Source organism: Nocardia sp. NPDC056564 (assembly GCF_042793755.1).
Taxonomy (GTDB): Bacteria; Actinomycetota; Actinomycetes; order Mycobacteriales; family Mycobacteriaceae; genus Nocardia.
On the sequence record NZ_JBHTUR010000010.1, the window covers coordinates 181,674 to 197,043 of the forward strand.

The window sequence follows — 15,370 nt, forward strand, 5'->3', positions numbered from 1 at the left end:
CGATTACGGCTGGGCCGGGGCAGCGTAGCGAACTCGGTCCGGCCGTGGCCGAGGCGACGGCCGTCGCCGAGCGGCCGATCAGGTTCTGCGGGTGATGACCATGATGTATTCGCAGGGCGCGTTCGTTCGGTTGGCGAAGCCGTGGTCGGCGTCGGCCTGGAAGAACAGGGAGTCGCCGGTGTTCAGCGTCTCGATGATGCCGCCGATCGCGACGGTGAGGGTGCCGTCGAGCACCACGAGCTGCTTCTCCGTGCCCGCGGGATAGGCGGGCAGCAGGCCGGTCGAGACGTGCGCGGGGAGGTGGTGGACGATCATCTCCGCGCCGCTCGCGCCGGGGGCCGCGGACACCATGTGCCGCTCGAAACCGGTTGCCGGGTCACGGAATACGGGGCGTTCGTGCCTGCGCAGGGCGACGGCCACACCGGACCCGCCGCCGGCCGGCCCGCCGATCAGGTCCGAGAGCGACGCGTCGAGCGCGTGGGCGATCTTGGACGCGACGCCGATCGTCGGGCTCTTCTCCCCGCGTTCGACCTTCGACAGCATCGCCCGGCTGACCGATGACTGGATGGCCAGCTGCTCCAGCGTCAGACCGGCCTCCTCGCGGCGTCGCCGCACGTTACCGCCGAACGCGCCGGCCAGGTCGTCACGCCGCTTGGCTTCGGCCGCGTTCGCGTCTTGCTGGACCACCTTGCTCCTCGATCGATGGGCGCCTTGCTGCGCTCAGTCTAGCTTTCTTCCAAAGTAGATGTAATCTCCTATCGGAGAGGCGCGCTACGCGCCGAACATGATGGAGGTTCCATGCGACTCAGCTCTAGTGGCCGGCACCACGCCACGTTCGAATTCGGTGACCTGCAGGTGGTTTCGTTGCGCGACGGGTACATCGACATGCCGCCGTCCCGGCTCCGCGGCGAGGACGGATGCGTGCTCGCCGCGCTGCCGCCCGCCGTTCCCCTGGTCGGCGACAACTTGCGCCTGTCGGTCAACGCCTTCTTCGTCACCGACGGCACGCGGTCGCTGCTCGTCGACACCGGCGCGTCCGACGCCTGGCACGAACCCACCATGGGGTTGATCTACGCCGCGCTCGACGAGGCCGGAATCGACCGCGCGACCATCACCGATGTGGCCATCACCCACCGGCACGAAGATCATGTCGGCGGCCTGATCGCGCCGGGCGGTTCGGCGGCGTTCGCCGCGCTCGAGCGCGTGTGGATCGGGGCGGGCGACACCTCGGTGTTCACCGGGCGGCTCGCGCCGCTGCGGGACCGGGTCGTGCCCGTGTCGGAGCGGGTCGCGATCAACGACTGGGCCACCGCGATCCCGGCGCCGGGCCACACGCCCGGTCACACCGTCTACGAGATCCGCGGCGGCGCAGGCCACCTCATCGCCTGGGGTGACACCGTGCACGTGCCCACGCTGCAATTCGATCGGCCCAGCGTGACCTGGGAGTTCGACGGTGATCAGGCCCAGGCGCGCGCCGCGCGCGCGAGCCTGCTCGAACAGCTGGCCCGGCCACACCATTTCGTGGCCGGCGCCCATCTCGACTCGCCCGGCATCGCCCGCATCACCTCCGCCGGCGACGGTTACGCGCTGGAGTACCTCGCACCACCGATCGGCTGATCGAGCGTGCCGGATCCGCGCTAGCGCATTTCGGCCATCTCCGTCCGGCGCGTCTGCGAAACTCTTGTGCGTCAGGTCACAGCATGAGTAGCATGCCACTCATCAAGTTGGACATGTTACTTATCTGGGTGGCATGCCATCACAGCTTGTGGCTCTGTGCTGTGGAGGAAAGAAGATGGACCGTGCGATCCCCCGTATCGAGGGGGAAGTTATGCAGGCGAACGCAATCCGGAAGATCACCCGCCGGGTGGTGCCGTTGCTGGTGATCGGCTACATCGTCAGTTATATCGACCGGATTAACGTCAGCTTCGCCAAGTTCGGCATGGAGGAGACGTTCGGCATGAGCGCGACCCAGTACGGGTTCGTGGCCGGCATCTTCTTCGTCGGATACGTGCTGGCCGAGGTGCCGAGCAACATCATCATGACCAAGGTGGGCGCCCGGGTCTGGCTCAGCCGGATCCTGGTCACCTGGGGCCTCATCGCCGCGCTGACCGCGTTCGCGACCAGTGTCGAGATGGTCTACGTGCTGCGCTTCCTGCTCGGCGTCGCGGAGGCGGGCTTCTTTCCCGGCATCATCGTGTATCTGGCCCGGTGGTATCCGAATGCCCAGCGCACCAAGGTGATTGCCACCGTGATGATGGCCATCCCGGTGGCCAGCGTGCTCGGCAGTCCGCTCAACGGATGGATTCTGGACACGTTCGACGGCGTGCTCGGATTGGACGGCTGGCGCTGGATCTTCATCGTCGGCGGCGTGCCCGCGGTGCTACTCGGCGTGGTGTTCTTCTGCCTGCTCACCGAGTCGCCGGACAAGGCGAAATGGCTCGACGAGACCGAGCGTGCGTGGCTGAAGGAGACCCTGGACGCGGAGAACGCCGAGCGCGCGCGGACGGCGCCCGCCGGTCACCTCGCGGCGCTGCGGGACAGGCGGGTGATCGCCCTGTGCCTGGCCTACTTCCTGGTGTTGTGCGGGGCGTACCCGCTGGCCTACTGGATGCCGTCGGTGGTCAAGGAGGTCGGGCACGGGCTGACCAGCTTCCAGATCGGGTGGCTCTCGGCGGTTCCGTTCCTGCTCGCCGCGGTCGGGATGTATGTCACCGGGCGGCTGGTGCGCAACGACCGTTCGTCGCGGCCGGTGCTGATCGCGCTGGCCATCTCGGTAGTGGCGTTCACCGTGACCGCGTTCGCGCTCGGCTCGCCGCTGCTGGCGTTCACCGCGATCACCGTGGCGACCATGGCCGCGCAGACGGCGAAACCGCTGTTCTGGTCGGTGCCGACGGCCTACCTGGCCGGCGCGGGCGCGGCCAGCGGCATCGCGCTGATCAACTCGCTCGGCAACGCGGCCGGGTTCGTCAGCCCGTACGCGTTCGGCTGGATCAAGGACGCGTCCGGCGGGCACACCAGCTTCGCGATCGCGGTGATGATCTTGGCCAATGTCGGCGCGCTGGCGGTGGTCGGCGCCATCGCGGTGCGGACGCGGGCCCGCCGCGCCGCGGCGGTACCCGCCGCCTGAGCGGCTATGCTGGGGAATCGCCCGAGGTCGGTGTGCCACGGGCGATTTCCCATTGTTTTCGCTCCATGAAGAGGTGCCTTGTCGCAGGACGCGGTTGACAGCAAGTCCGAGCAGATCGCTGCCGAGATCCGGGACGCGATCCGGCAAGGGCGGCTCGAGCGCGGCATCCTCTACTCGTCGCGCGAACTGGGCGAACGGTTCGGGGCCTCGCGGACGCCGGTGCGGGAGGCGCTGCTGAAGCTGGCCGATCTGGGCCTGGTCAAGATCGAACGCAACCGCGGCGCCCGGGTGCTCGGGCAGGACGGCCGGGGCATCGTCGACCTGTGCAGCCTGCGCGTGCTGCTGGAACCGCCTGCCTGCCGCAGCGCCGCCGCGGTGATGACCAGCCGCGACGACGAGGCCATGCTGGCCGAATACCGGATCATGGAGCGCACCGCCGACGGCGGCACCGAGTACTTCGCCGCCGATGAGCGCCTGCACGAACTGATCCTGCAGGCCAGCGGCAATCGCCGGCTGGCCAAGTTCGTCAACGAGCTGCGCCAGACGCTGGCCCTGGACGGCAGGCACAGCGTGCCGCGCTATCAGCCGGTGGACACCGCGCTGAAGGACCACTGGGACATCATCGACGCGCTGCGCAAGCGCGACGGGGTCGGCGCCGAGCGCGCGATGCGCAAACATCTGGTGCGTTCGGGTGATCTGCTCGTCGCGCACAGCAGCGACGACAACCGCGGCCTGGTCGCGGAATGGCGGCGCTGGGTCTCGGTGTCGGTGCCCGAGGGCGACCGAGTCACCTACTGAGAGTTCCGTTCGAAACCGGATAGGTGTCACTCATATTCGAGTGTTGCATGCTACTCAAGATGAGTAGTATGTTGCACACGCCAAGAGGCTGCGCTCGGCAGCCGGTCCGGCGAAGGGACATTCGGTGAATTCCAACTCGTATGCGACGTCCGTCGCCAGCGGCATCTGGGCGGCGGAGGTCGATCTGGTCGGGTATGTGCCATCGGTCAGCGTGGCGCCCGTCATCACCGCGCTGGTACAGACCAGCGGCGGCACGGCGGGCATCTCGGAGCGGGTGTTCCCGCTCTCCAGGGAGGAAGAGGCGGCCGGCCTGATCGGCGCTCTGCCGCTGACCGGGAAGCTCGGCGCGATCGTCATGCAGGACAACGGTTTCGGCAACGCGCTGACCGCGCTGACCACGTTCAACGTGGCCTACCACCTGCCGATGCTGATCGTGGCGAACACCAGGGGCGGGCTCGGCGAGTACAACTCGATGATCCACACGTTCAGCCAGCACGTGCCGCGCGTGCTCGACCAGTTCGGCATCCAGACCTTCCAGCTCGACCGGCGCAGCGGCCCCGAGGACTGGGCGGCGGTGGTCACCGAGGCCGGGGTGCACGCCCGCATGACTTTCCGCCCCGTGGTGGTGCTCGCGCACTTCTGGGCGACCGACGGTAAGGCGGCCTGATCGTGAAACGCATTGACGCACTGCGCATTATCGCCAACCACACGACCGATCTGCCAGTGGTGGTGACCTGTGCCGCGTCCAGCCGGGAGCTGGCGGCGGTGGCGGACCGGCCGAACCATCTGTATCTGCTCGACGCGATGGGGCTGGCCGGTTCGGTGGCCACCGGGGTCGCGCTGGGGATCGCGGACACCGATGTGCCGAAGGTGCTGGCGATCGAGGGCGACGGATCGCTGCTGATGAACCCGAATGTGCTTGCGACAGCGGGCTTTCTGCGGCCGGCGAAGCTGGTGATGGTGTTGCTGGACAACGGCGTGTACGGCGCGACGGCAAATCTGCCGACCTATGGTTCGCGCATCGACCTGGGGGAGTTGGCCGCCGCGGCGGGCTGGACGGTCCGTCGCGCGGCCGATCCCGAAGAACTCGGCGAACGGTTGACCGAGGTGCTGGCGCTCGACGGCCCGGTGTTGCTGCACGTCCGCATCGCGGTGGGCAATGCCACCGGCGTGCCGAAGCTGTTGGAGAACCCGGTGATCCTCGGTCGGCGCTTCCAGGATTGGCTCGCCGCCCGCTCCACCGAGCAGGCGGGCCGATGATCACCACGATCAATCCCGTCGACGGAAGTCCGGTCGAGACATACTCTTTCACCCCGGATCACCAGCTGTCGGCGCTGTTGAACCGAGCCGTCGCCGCCAGCCGCCGGGCGGTCGACGCGCCGTTGGCGGACCGTGCCGATCGGCTGCGGCTGCTGGCCGCCCGGCTGCGCTCCGACTCGCCTACGCTGGCGGCGCTGATCACCACCGAGATGGGCAAGCCGATCGGCCAGGCGCTCGCCGAGCTGGAGAAGTGCGCGTTCACCTGTGACTACTACGCCGATCGGGTGCCGGATCTCGTTGCGCCGCAGGCGGTCGACGTCTTCCCGGACGGCGGGCAGATCCGAACCCGGCCGCTCGGCGTCGTGCTGGCGATCATGCCGTGGAATTACCCGTTCTGGCAGGTCTTCCGGTCGATGCTGCCCGCGATCGCGATCGGCAACACGGTGCTGCTCAAGCACGCCGACAATGTCACCGGGTGCGCGCTGGCCGTGCAGCGGCTGTTCGACGAGGTGTGCGGCACGGGGGTGCTGACCACCGTGTTGCTGCCGCCGGACCGGATCGGGCCGCTGATCGACGATCCGCGCATCGCGGCGGTGGCGTTCACCGGCAGCAATCGGGTCGGTGCGATCGTCGGGGCGAGGGCCGGTCGCGCGGTCAAGAAGGTCGTGCTCGAACTCGGCGGGTCCGATCCGTTCATCGTGCTGTCCGACGCCGAGGTGGGCGCCGCGGCCGCCGCGGCGGTGCGCTCCCGGTTCCTCAACGCCGGGCAGAGCTGTATCGCCGCGAAACGAATCATCGTCGAGCGGACCATCTTTCCCGAGTTCGCCGAGGCGATGGTCGCCGAACTCGGCAAGCTGGTCGTCGGCGATCCGGCGTTGCCCGGCACCGACATCGGCCCGATGGCGCGCGCCGACCTGCGCGACGAATTGCGCAGGCAACTGCACGCGACGGTCGCCGCCGGGGCCGAGGTATTGGTCGGCGGCGCGGGCGATTCCGGTCCTGGCGCCTGGTTCACGCCGACCATCGTCGAGGTGCCGGACACGTATTCCGTTGCGTTCCAAGAGGAAACGTTCGGCCCGCTCGGGGCATTACTGCCGGTCGGCTCGGCGGCGGCCGCCCTGACCGCCGCCAACGCCTCGGCCTACGGCCTGAGCTGCTCGATCTGGGGTCGTGACCTCGGCCGGGTCGAGCAACTCGCGGCCGATATCGCGGCCGGCTCCGTCTTCGTCAACCGCATCTCCGAATCCGACCCGCGCCTGCCCGTCGGCGGGGTCAAAGCCAGCGGGCACGGCCGCGAGCTGAGCACCTACGGCGCCACCGAATTCGCCAACATCCAGGCGGTACGCACCGCCCCATCCGCGAGGAGCAGTCGATGACCATCACCCGAATCTCCGCCCGTGTGGTCGGCATCCCGGTCGACAAGCCGACCCGAATGTCCAACCGCGACTTGACCGATCGGCACTACGTCCTGGTCGAGGTCGCCGACGACACCGGCGCGACCGGCCTCGGCTACACCTATGCGGGCACCAGCGGCGGCGCGCTGACCAAGTGCGCGGTCGACGACCTGCTCGCGCCGGTCTACCTGGGCGCCGACCACAACGACGTCTCCGGACTGTGGAGCCTGGCCTACCAGGAGGCGCTGCTCGCGGGCCGTCGCGGGGCCGTGCTGCGGGCCCTGTCGGCCATCGACATCGCGCTCTGGGACCTGCGCGCGAAGCGAGCCGGACTACCCCTGGTCGGCCTGCTCGGCGGCTCGGCCGCCCCGCTGCCCGCGTACGCGTCCGGCGGCTACTACCGGCCGGACGAGGGCGAATGGACCCGGGCCGTGCGTAAGGAGATCGAATTCAATGCGGGACAGGGCTTTACCGACCACAAGATCAAGGTCGGCGGCCTGAGCGTGGCCGAGGACGCGCGTCGGGTGGCGGCCGCGATCGAGGCGATCGGCGACACCGGCAGGCTCGCGCTCGACGCCAACAACGCCTATCCCTCGGTGCACGAAGCCCGCCGGGCCATCGAGGCGTTCGAGCGCGCGGCCGGTGACCGGGAACTGTGGTGGTTCGAGGAGCCGCTCTCGCCGGACGCGATCGCCGGGCACGGCGAGCTCGCCAGGCAGATCCGCACGCCGGTCGCCACCGGCGAGATCCACCAGACCCGGTGGGAATTCCGGCAACTCATCGAGGCGGGCGCGGCCTCGATCCTGCAGGCCGACGCCGGGGTGGTCGGCGGGGTCACCGAGTGGCTGCGGGTCGCGCACGCGGCCGACGCGTTCGGCCTGCGGATGGCGCCGCACTGGCATCACAACCTGCACGTGCACCTGTGCGGCGCGGTGGCGAACACGCTGGTCGTCGAGTACTTCGCGCTGGAGAAGGGCATCTACAACTTCGAACAGCTGCTCACCCCGGAGACCCGGTTGACGTACGGGGCCAATCAGGTGCAGGTGCCGCAGCGACCGGGGCTCGGCATCGAACTCGACGAGGACGTCGTCGCCAAGTACGAGTTCGCCTGAGCCGCAGGGTTATTGGCCGGGGCTGATGGCGCTGATCAGGGTCCGGCCGTCATCCTTGGTGGTGGTGACGAGCTGCGGGTTGTAGGTGACCGGCGCGCGGCCGGGGCGGTTCTCGGTGACGACCACCATGTACTGGCCGGCGAACGCGCCGGGGGTGATCGCGACGCAGTAGGTGGTGCCCGCCGGAATGCTGTCGATGCCGCGCTGGATGGCGTCGGCCGGTTCCACCGCCGCGTCCTGGGTGGTCGCGGCGCGCACCTCGTCACCGGAACGGGTGACGTAGTACGCGTGCTGGAAGGCGAAGATCGCGCCGGGCCCGGAGTCGAAGTTGCCCGCGTCGTTGCCCTTGATCCGATTGCCGACCTTCTCCGACGTGCACTGCGCGCCGGGGGAGGCGGCCGGATCGGCGATCCGCGGCGTGCTGGTCGCCACCGAGGCCGGCTCGTCGCCGCCGGCGAAGAAGACGAAGGCGGCGCCCGCCACCGCCGCCGCGCCGAGTACACCGAGCAGCGGCACCGCCCACCGCCGGGCGGATCGGTTTCGCTTGGACCGGTCGATCAGTCCGCTGAACTCGTCCTCGAAGTACTCCGGCTGGTAGTCCGGTTCCGGCTCGCGCGCGGGCATCTGGTCGACCCAGTCGGCGTACTCGCCCCGGTACCGCTCCTCCGGTGCATACCGTTGCTCCGGTGTGTACCGCTGTTCCGGCACACCACGATTCATCATCTGCGGCCCCCGCCCATAGTCGTATCCGGGCTGTCCGCCCATCTCCGGTCGATCCATCGCCCCACCTTCGTCAGGTCATATCGCCAGGTTATCCGCACCGTTCCCGAAATGCAGCAACGTGCGGACGCGTATGTCCAGCCGACTCGCTGTCGCTCCGGGCAGAATACTGCCCGGTTGCTGACAATGGTGTACGCGCGGGGGATACCGGCCGGTAAGTCCGGATTGTGCTATCCGCTGGTCGAATCGAGGGTGGCCAGCAGGTCTCGCAGGGTGTCGCGCTGCTCGGCGGTGAGGGTGGCGAAGAGTTCCTCGGCGGCCGCGCGGCGCGCTTCGGCCATCCGGGCGAGGGTGGCGCGGCCGGACTCGGTCAGGGTGACCAGGGTGGCGCGGCGGTTGGCCGGGTCGGGTGCGCGGGTGACCAGGTCGGCGGCGGTGAGGGCGTCGACCACGGTGGTGGCCGAGCGCGGCACGATGCCGAGGCGTTCGGCGAGTTCGGTCATCCGCAGGGGTTCGTCGTGGTGCGCGATGATGCGCAAGGCACGCGCCTGCGCCGGAGTGAGGCCGAGCGGGGCGAGCCGGCCGACCTGGTTGCGCCGGATCCGCTTGGCCGCGCGCAGGAACAGTTCGGGCAGGTCGGTGTCGACGGGCTCCATGATTCTGAGCATAACTCATTGTTTCGGGAACAATTATGAGTCATGCTCAGTTTCATGAGGTAGTTCTCGGAAGGAGGCGCCTATGCAGCCCCCACATCAGCTCCGCCGGATCGTCCGGCTGTTCCGGCCCTATCGGGCCCGGCTGGCCCTCGTGGCCGCCCTCGTGTGTCTTTCCTCGGTCGTCGCGCTGGCCTCGCCGTTCATGCTGCGCGCGGTGCTCGACGACGCGCTCCCGCACGGGCGCACCGGCCTGCTCACCCTGCTCGCCGCCGGCATGGTCGCGGTCGCCGCGCTGACCAGTGTGTTCGGCGTGCTCCAGACCTATATCTCGACCACCGTCGGCCAGGACGTCATGCACGACCTGCGCTCGGCGGTGTACGCGCAATTGCAGCGAATGCCGTTGTCCTTCTTCACCAAGACGCGCACCGGCGAGGTGCAGTCGCGCATCGCCAACGACATCGGCGGCATGCAGTCGACCGTCACCTCCACCGCGACGTCGCTGGTCTCGAACTTCACCACGGTGCTCGCCGCGGTGACCGCGATGCTCGTGCTGGACTGGCGGCTGACCCTGGTCTCGCTGGTCATGCTGCCGCTGTTCGTCTGGATCAGCCGCCGCGTCGGCAGCGAGCGGCGCAAGATCACCGGTCAGCGCCAGGAGAAACTGGCCCGCATGTCGGCGATCGTGGAGGAGTCGCTCTCGGTGAGCGGCATTCTGCTCGGCCGCACGATGGGGCGCTCGCCCGCGCTGGTCGACAGTTTCGCGCGGGAATCGCGCGGGCTGGTCGATCTGGAGGTGCGCGCGAGCATGGCGGGTCGGTGGCGGCAGTCGACCATCATGATCGTCATGTCTGCCATGCCTGCCGTCATCTATTGGGCAGCCGGGCTCACCGCGACGGGCGGCCGGCCATTGGTGTCGATCGGCACCCTGGTCGCGTTCACCACGTTGCAGACCACGCTGCTGCGGCCGATGGTGCAGTTGCTGTCGACCGGTGTCGAGGTGCAGAGCTCGATGGCGTTGTTCGGCAGGATCTTCGAGTACCTGGATCTGAAGCCGGATATCGAAGAGCCGGTCGAGCCGGTACCGCTCGGCCCGGTGACGGGTGCGGTCCGGTTCGATCACGTCGGGTTCTCCTACGGATCGGGGAGCCGAGAGGTGCTGAGCGACATCGACATCACGGTGCCCGCCGGGTCGAGCCTGGCCATCGTCGGCGAAACCGGTTCCGGGAAGACCACTCTCGGCTATCTCGTGGCGCGGCTCTACGACGTGACCTCGGGACGGATAACCATCGACGGTAAGGACGTGCGCGAGTTGTCCTTCGCCGATCTCGCCGCCGCCGTCGGTGTGGTGTCGCAGGAGACCTACCTGTTCCATGCCACGGTCGCCGACAACCTGCGTTTCGCCAAACCCGATGCGACGGAACAGGAATTGCAGAACGCGGCCCGCGTCGCGCAGATCCACGAGCACATCATGAGCCTGCCGGACGGGTACGACACCCTGGTCGGCGAGCGCGGCTACCGGTTCTCCGGTGGCGAGAAGCAGCGGCTCGCGGTTGCCCGTGCGGTGCTGCGGAATCCGCCGATCCTGGTGCTGGACGAGGCGACCAGTGCGCTGGACACCCGCACCGAGCAAGAGGTGCAGCAGGCGATCGATGCGCTGTCGGTCGACCGGACCACGATCACCATCGCGCACCGGCTGTCGACCATTCGCGATGCCGATCAGATCGTCGTGCTCGACCGGGGACGCATCGTCGAGAGCGGATCGCACGACGAGCTGATGGAGCTCGACGGGCGTTATGCCGCACTGCTTTCCCGCGACGACGCGCTGATCGAGGCGGCCTAGCGCAGCAGGTGTTCGACGAGAAACGCGGTCTCGTCGGCCACCACCCGGTCGAAGTCGGGGGAGACGTAGATGTCGAAATGCCCGGCCGGATACTCGTGTACCTCGACGGCGGGGCCTGCGGCCGCCGCGTACCGCAGGGTGCGGCGCGCCGGGGCGACGGTGTCCGCCAGGCAGACGCCGAGGAAGACCGGGACGTCGATCTTGCGCAGGCTGCGGCCGGGGCGGTAGAGGGGGAGGGTCAGGCCGATGCGGGACGCGACGGCGTTGGGGTGGGTGAACGCCGGTGGCACCAGTCCGGTGTAGCCGGGGGCCGCGTCCGGTGCGTTCATCAGGGCGGTCTCGCCCGGCTTGCCGGTCAGCGCGACGGTGACCGGCGGCCTGCGCAGCGCCGCGCCGGCGACGTCCGCGATGGCGCGGGCGGCGATGCCCAGCAGCGGCCGCAGGCCGACGGTCGGCGCCGAGGCGAGACCGTCGGTGAACGGGCACTGCGAGACGACCGCCGCGACCCGGCGGTCCTGCGCGGCCACGCGCAACACATGGCCGCCGCTGAAAGACGTTCCGAACAGAGCGATTCGAGCCGAGTCGACACCGTCGAGGCGCGCGGCGTAATCGATCGCCGCCGACCAGTCGGCGAGCTGACGGCCGATGCTCAACAGCTGCCGCGGCTCGCCGTCGCTGGCCCCGAAATGGCGGTAGTCGAACACCACGGCGGCGATCCCGGCGGCGGCGAACCGTTCGGCGAAGGCATCCAGGCGCATCTCCTTGACCGCGCCGAGCCCGTGCGCCATGACCACGACGGGAACCGGATCGCCGGTGCTCTCCGGCCGGAATAGCCAGCCGCGTACCGTGCTGCCGTCCGACTGGAATTCGATATCCGAGCGGGTCGCGGTCGTCATCAATCAGCTCCTACCAGGTCCAGCGACTGAGATCTGCTGTCTCACTCGCTCGATCATGTCATGCGTGGGAGCTGCCCGCGACGCGATGTTCGCCGCCCCGATGCGGGTATCCGGACCCGCGGACCGCCGAAACGGTGCGCGGGTGTGCGGTGCGTTTTTACCAGTGCAGGGTTACCGGATCACCGACATTGATGACGTTATAGACCCATTCGGCGTTTTCCGGAGACAGGTTGAGGCAACCGTGGCTGACATTCGCGTTGCCCTGATCCTCGACCGACCACGGCGCCGAGTGGATGTAAACACCACCCCAGGTGAGGCGTTCGGCGAATTCACCGTTGATCACATATCCCTCGGGTGAACTGAGCGGAATGCCGATGGTGCGCGAGTCGAAGACGACGCTGCGCGCCTTCTCCAGCACGGGGAAGGTGCCCGACGGGGTCGGGTACTTCGGCTTGCCGTACGAGGCGGGCATCGTCCTCGGTATGCCGCCGACGGTCAGCGTGAACGTGTGCGCCGACATGTCGCCGTCCCCGTAAACGCCTGCGTTGGTTTCGAATTCGGTGCGGGCGTGGCCCACGCCGACGGTGATCCTGGCATTGGCGGGCAGGAAGCCGGTCGGCGTCCACACCGCCTCCCGGTCGCTGGTCCACGCGAACGTCCCGGTCAACGGTTGCGTGGCCCGGATATCGATACTCCGCTCGGCTTTCGTGCGATCGGCGACCGGCGCGGCGAATCGGACGGTCACCGGGTGGGCCACGCCAACCACCTGCCCGGCCGCGGGCCCGATCGATTCGACCGGACCGATTGTTGTGGTGTTTCCGATCAGCGTCGCTGTCGCCGTTCCCGACCAGAACACGGCCATTGCCGCGATCAAGATCATTAGGAACAGATATCGGATGACTTTTCTCATGAGCTCCACCCCTTCGAGATGGTGGGTAGGCAAGCAAACTAAATTTTAGGCCGCATGATCAATTCGGGTCTACGAATCGATCCCAGCCGTGCCGCAGTCGTAACCGACCACCATGCCCCTCCCTATGTTGCCTACCCGCCCCCTCTGCTCGCAAACCCGGGTATTCACCGCTCGCACGAACGTTCGTGCAGGTCAGTGATCGATCCGAGCGTTCCCCGCCGATCCTGAACGCATCGGAGCGTGCGATCAGCGGGGAAGCGGCTCCGGGGCCGGGCGGGCGTCGAAAGCCGCTCGGGCGGCGAGGATTTGGTGTTGGTGCTGATCCGACCAATTGCCGAGGGCCTGGCTGATCACGCCGAGGCTTTCGCCGAGGGCGGTCAGGGAGTATTCGACCTTGGGCGGGACGGTCGGGTAGACCGCGCGGTGGACGAGGCCCTCGCGTTCGAGGTTGCGCAGGGTGCGGGTGAGCATCTTCTGGGTGATGCCGTCGAGGCGGCGGCGGAGATCGTTGAAGCGGACGGGAGTCCCGCTGTCGCGCAATACCACGAGGACCAGCAGGACCCATTTGTCGGCGAGCACGGCGAAGATCTCGCGCGCCGGGCACTGGTGCAGGTAGCTCTCGACCAGCGTCGGAGGCGGGGCAGTATCCATTGGGTACCTCGGGATCATTAAGGTGCCTTCTTTCCAATAGATACTAGGTCGCCGCAGAATCGTCGGCATGTTGGCAATCATTCAACGCGCATTCGGCGGTCCGGACGTCCTGCAGCAGACCGAGGTGGATCAACCGCGGCCGGGGCCGGGGGAGGTGCTGGTGCGGGTCGTCGCGACCAGCGTCAACGCGGCGGACCGGAAGGTTCGCGCGGGACAGCTGCCGGTGCTCGGAAGTCCGCCGCTGACACTGGGATTGGACGTCTCCGGGATCGTCGAGGAGCTCGGGCCCGGGGCCGGACGGTTTCAGCGCGGCGATGCCGTCCACGGGATGGTGATGGGCGGAGCGAACGCCGAATACCTGGTGGCGCAGGAGCATACGCTGGCGCTGAAACCGGCGCGCCTGGACCACGTCCACGCGGCGGCGTTGCCGGTGGCCGCGTCGACCGCGTGGCAGGCGCTGGCCGCCGTCGGCGCGGGGCAGCGCGTCCTGGTGCACGCGGCGGCCGGTGGCGTCGGACATCTCGCGGTGCAGATCGCCAAGCATCGGGGCGCGCACGTGATCGGCACCGCCCGCGCCGGCAACCACGAGTATCTGCGGGAACTCGGCATCGATGAGGTGATCGATTACACCGCAGTCGATTTCGCCGACGCGGTCGGTGACATCGATGTCGTGCTCGACCTGGTCGGCGGCGAATACGGTGCGCGTTCGCTGCGCGTGCTCCGCCCGAACGGGCGCTACCTCGACATGCAGGGCCCGGATTCCGCGACCGATCCGGGCGACGCCACCGATCCGCGCTACGAACGCTTCTATGTCGAACCGTCGGGTGTGTCCCTGCGCGAGATCGCCACCATGGTCGACCACGGGCACCTGCGCGTCACCGTCGATCAGGTGCTGCCGCTCGCCGACGTGGCCAAGGCGCATCAGCTCGGCGAATCCGGCCGGGTGCGCGGCAAAATCGTTCTGACGGCGTGGAATTCGCCGATCTGATCAGGCCGCGGGCCGCGGGGTGAGCTGCCGGAGCCGGGGTTCGAGCTCCTGCTGATAGAAGTCGATGAAACCGTCGGGGTCCGGTCCGGCGTTCTGCATGACCAGGTGATCGAACCCCGCGTCGACGAACTGCTGCGCCACGTCGACATAGCGGGCCGGATCCGGACCGCAGGCGAACTGCTGCACCACATCCTCGATCCGCACCGTCTTGGACGCGGCGTCGAAATTGACCGGGTTGGGCAGTTCGCTCATCACCTTCCACCCGGTCAGCGCCCAGCGGCTGGTCTCGAGCACGGCCTTGGCGGCGGTCTCCTCGTCCGGCGCCCAGGCCATCGGGACCTCCGCATAGCGCGGTCCGGTACCGCCGGCCGCCTGATAACGCTCGACGATCTCGGCCTTCGGCTCGGTGGCGAACAGCCCGTCACCGAGTTCGGCGGCGATGCGCGCCGAGGGCGGTCCGCTGGCCGCGACGGCGATGACCGGCAGTTCGTCGGGCAGGTCGAAGACCCGCGCATCCGACAGCGACAGATAGCGCCCGTCGTACGAGCGATATCCGCCGCGCCACAGCAGCCGGATGATCTCCAGCGCCTCACGCAGCATCTCCTGCCGCCGGTGCGCGTCCGGGAACTCCCGCGCGACCACATGTTCGTTGAGCCGCTCGCCCGAACCGACGCCGAGGGTGAACCGGCCATCGGAGACCAGTGCCAGCGTGGCCGCGGCCTGCGCGATGATCGCCGGGTGATAGCGGACGGTCGGGCAGGTCACCCCGGTCGCCAGGCCGATCCGTTCGGTCTGCGCCGCGATCGCGCCCAGCACCGTCCACGCGAACGGCGAATGCCCCTGCACGTCGAGCCACGGGTGATAGTGGTCGCTCATCTCGACGAAGTCGAATCCGGCGGATTCCGCCCGAACCGCTTGGCGCATCAGCTCTTTGGGTCCGAATGCCTCCGCGGCCAGCTTATATCCGATCTGCACGGCTACCTCCTCGGCTTGGTCGGCGACTTTCCGCCGACATACC

16 protein-coding genes are annotated in these 15,370 nt (G+C 68.5%); 9 read left to right on the top strand and 7 right to left on the bottom strand.

Annotation, left to right across the window (positions count from 1 at the left end; all coding sequences use genetic code 11):
* Positions 1-78: 78 nt before the first annotated feature.
* Positions 79-687: a helix-turn-helix domain-containing protein gene (locus ACFQ9K_RS24735; RefSeq protein ID WP_378721505.1), complete on the bottom strand. Its 609-nt coding sequence runs from the start codon at positions 685-687 to the stop codon at positions 79-81.
* A gap of 111 nt (positions 688-798) precedes the next feature.
* On the opposite strand from ACFQ9K_RS24735, the gene ACFQ9K_RS24740 reads away from it, so the two are divergent.
* From ACFQ9K_RS24740 to ACFQ9K_RS24770, 7 genes are all read left to right on the top strand, one after another.
* Entirely contained in the window at positions 799-1,617 is an 819-nt protein-coding gene (locus ACFQ9K_RS24740; protein ID WP_378721506.1) for an MBL fold metallo-hydrolase, read from the top strand.
* Positions 1,618-1,828: 211 nt separating this feature from the next.
* Positions 1,829-3,127: an MFS transporter gene (locus tag ACFQ9K_RS24745; RefSeq protein ID WP_378721507.1), complete on the top strand. Its 1,299-nt coding sequence runs from the start codon at positions 1,829-1,831 to the stop codon at positions 3,125-3,127.
* A gap of 78 nt (positions 3,128-3,205) precedes the next feature.
* Positions 3,206-3,925, top strand: coding sequence for a GntR family transcriptional regulator (locus ACFQ9K_RS24750; protein WP_378721509.1), 720 nt, complete (start codon positions 3,206-3,208; stop codon positions 3,923-3,925).
* 124 nt (positions 3,926-4,049) lie between these two features.
* Positions 4,050-4,592: a thiamine pyrophosphate-binding protein gene (locus ACFQ9K_RS24755; RefSeq protein WP_378721510.1), complete on the top strand. Its 543-nt coding sequence runs from the start codon at positions 4,050-4,052 to the stop codon at positions 4,590-4,592.
* A 2-nt stretch (positions 4,593-4,594) separates the two neighbouring features.
* Positions 4,595-5,185 (top strand): thiamine pyrophosphate-dependent enzyme, encoded by a 591-nt coding sequence (locus ACFQ9K_RS24760; RefSeq protein ID WP_378721512.1) that lies wholly within the window; start codon positions 4,595-4,597, stop codon positions 5,183-5,185.
* Entirely contained in the window at positions 5,182-6,561 is a 1,380-nt protein-coding gene (locus ACFQ9K_RS24765) for an aldehyde dehydrogenase family protein (RefSeq protein ID WP_378721513.1), read from the top strand. The genes ACFQ9K_RS24760 and ACFQ9K_RS24765 overlap by 4 nt, the downstream gene beginning before the upstream one ends.
* Complete coding sequence (locus tag ACFQ9K_RS24770) at positions 6,558-7,691, top strand: mandelate racemase/muconate lactonizing enzyme family protein (RefSeq protein ID WP_378721515.1); 1,134 nt, start codon at positions 6,558-6,560, stop codon at positions 7,689-7,691. The genes ACFQ9K_RS24765 and ACFQ9K_RS24770 overlap by 4 nt, the downstream gene beginning before the upstream one ends.
* A 9-nt stretch (positions 7,692-7,700) precedes the next feature.
* Here the strand turns inward: ACFQ9K_RS24770 and ACFQ9K_RS24775 are convergent, their stop codons facing one another.
* Both ACFQ9K_RS24775 and ACFQ9K_RS24780 read right to left on the bottom strand, forming a co-directional pair.
* The gene (locus tag ACFQ9K_RS24775; protein WP_378721517.1) at positions 7,701-8,471 is read right to left on the bottom strand and encodes a hypothetical protein; all 771 of its coding nucleotides are present in this window, start codon (positions 8,469-8,471) and stop codon (positions 7,701-7,703) included.
* A 170-nt stretch (positions 8,472-8,641) separates the two neighbouring features.
* On the bottom strand, positions 8,642-9,067 hold the full coding sequence (locus ACFQ9K_RS24780) for a MarR family winged helix-turn-helix transcriptional regulator (RefSeq protein WP_378721518.1): 426 nt from the start codon (positions 9,065-9,067) through the stop codon (positions 8,642-8,644).
* A gap of 82 nt (positions 9,068-9,149) precedes the next feature.
* On the opposite strand from ACFQ9K_RS24780, the gene ACFQ9K_RS24785 reads away from it, so the two are divergent.
* Positions 9,150-10,907 carry an ABC transporter ATP-binding protein gene (locus ACFQ9K_RS24785; RefSeq protein ID WP_378721519.1) on the top strand — a complete coding sequence of 586 codons (1,758 nt, stop codon included), beginning with the start codon at positions 9,150-9,152 and terminating at the stop codon, positions 10,905-10,907.
* On the opposite strand, the gene ACFQ9K_RS24790 is transcribed toward ACFQ9K_RS24785, so the two are convergent.
* The 3 genes from ACFQ9K_RS24790 to ACFQ9K_RS24800 form a co-directional block, all read right to left on the bottom strand.
* Complete coding sequence (locus tag ACFQ9K_RS24790) at positions 10,904-11,803, bottom strand: alpha/beta hydrolase (protein ID WP_378721520.1); 900 nt, start codon at positions 11,801-11,803, stop codon at positions 10,904-10,906. The two genes, ACFQ9K_RS24785 and ACFQ9K_RS24790, sit on opposite strands and share 4 nt — an antisense overlap.
* A 157-nt stretch (positions 11,804-11,960) precedes the next feature.
* Complete coding sequence (locus ACFQ9K_RS24795) at positions 11,961-12,713, bottom strand: L,D-transpeptidase family protein (RefSeq protein WP_378721522.1); 753 nt, start codon at positions 12,711-12,713, stop codon at positions 11,961-11,963.
* 246 nt (positions 12,714-12,959) lie between these two features.
* Positions 12,960-13,364 carry a winged helix-turn-helix transcriptional regulator gene (locus ACFQ9K_RS24800; protein WP_378721523.1) on the bottom strand — a complete coding sequence of 135 codons (405 nt, stop codon included), beginning with the start codon at positions 13,362-13,364 and terminating at the stop codon, positions 12,960-12,962.
* A gap of 67 nt (positions 13,365-13,431) precedes the next feature.
* Between ACFQ9K_RS24800 and ACFQ9K_RS24805 the strand changes: the two genes are divergently transcribed.
* A complete protein-coding gene (locus ACFQ9K_RS24805) occupies positions 13,432-14,352 on the top strand; it encodes an NADP-dependent oxidoreductase (protein ID WP_378721524.1) in 921 nt (306 codons plus the stop codon).
* Here ACFQ9K_RS24805 and ACFQ9K_RS24810 read toward each other — a convergent pair whose 3' ends face one another.
* The gene (locus ACFQ9K_RS24810; RefSeq protein ID WP_378721526.1) at positions 14,353-15,327 is read right to left on the bottom strand and encodes a TIGR03557 family F420-dependent LLM class oxidoreductase; all 975 of its coding nucleotides are present in this window, start codon (positions 15,325-15,327) and stop codon (positions 14,353-14,355) included.
* Between the last annotated feature and the right edge of the window lie 43 nt (positions 15,328-15,370).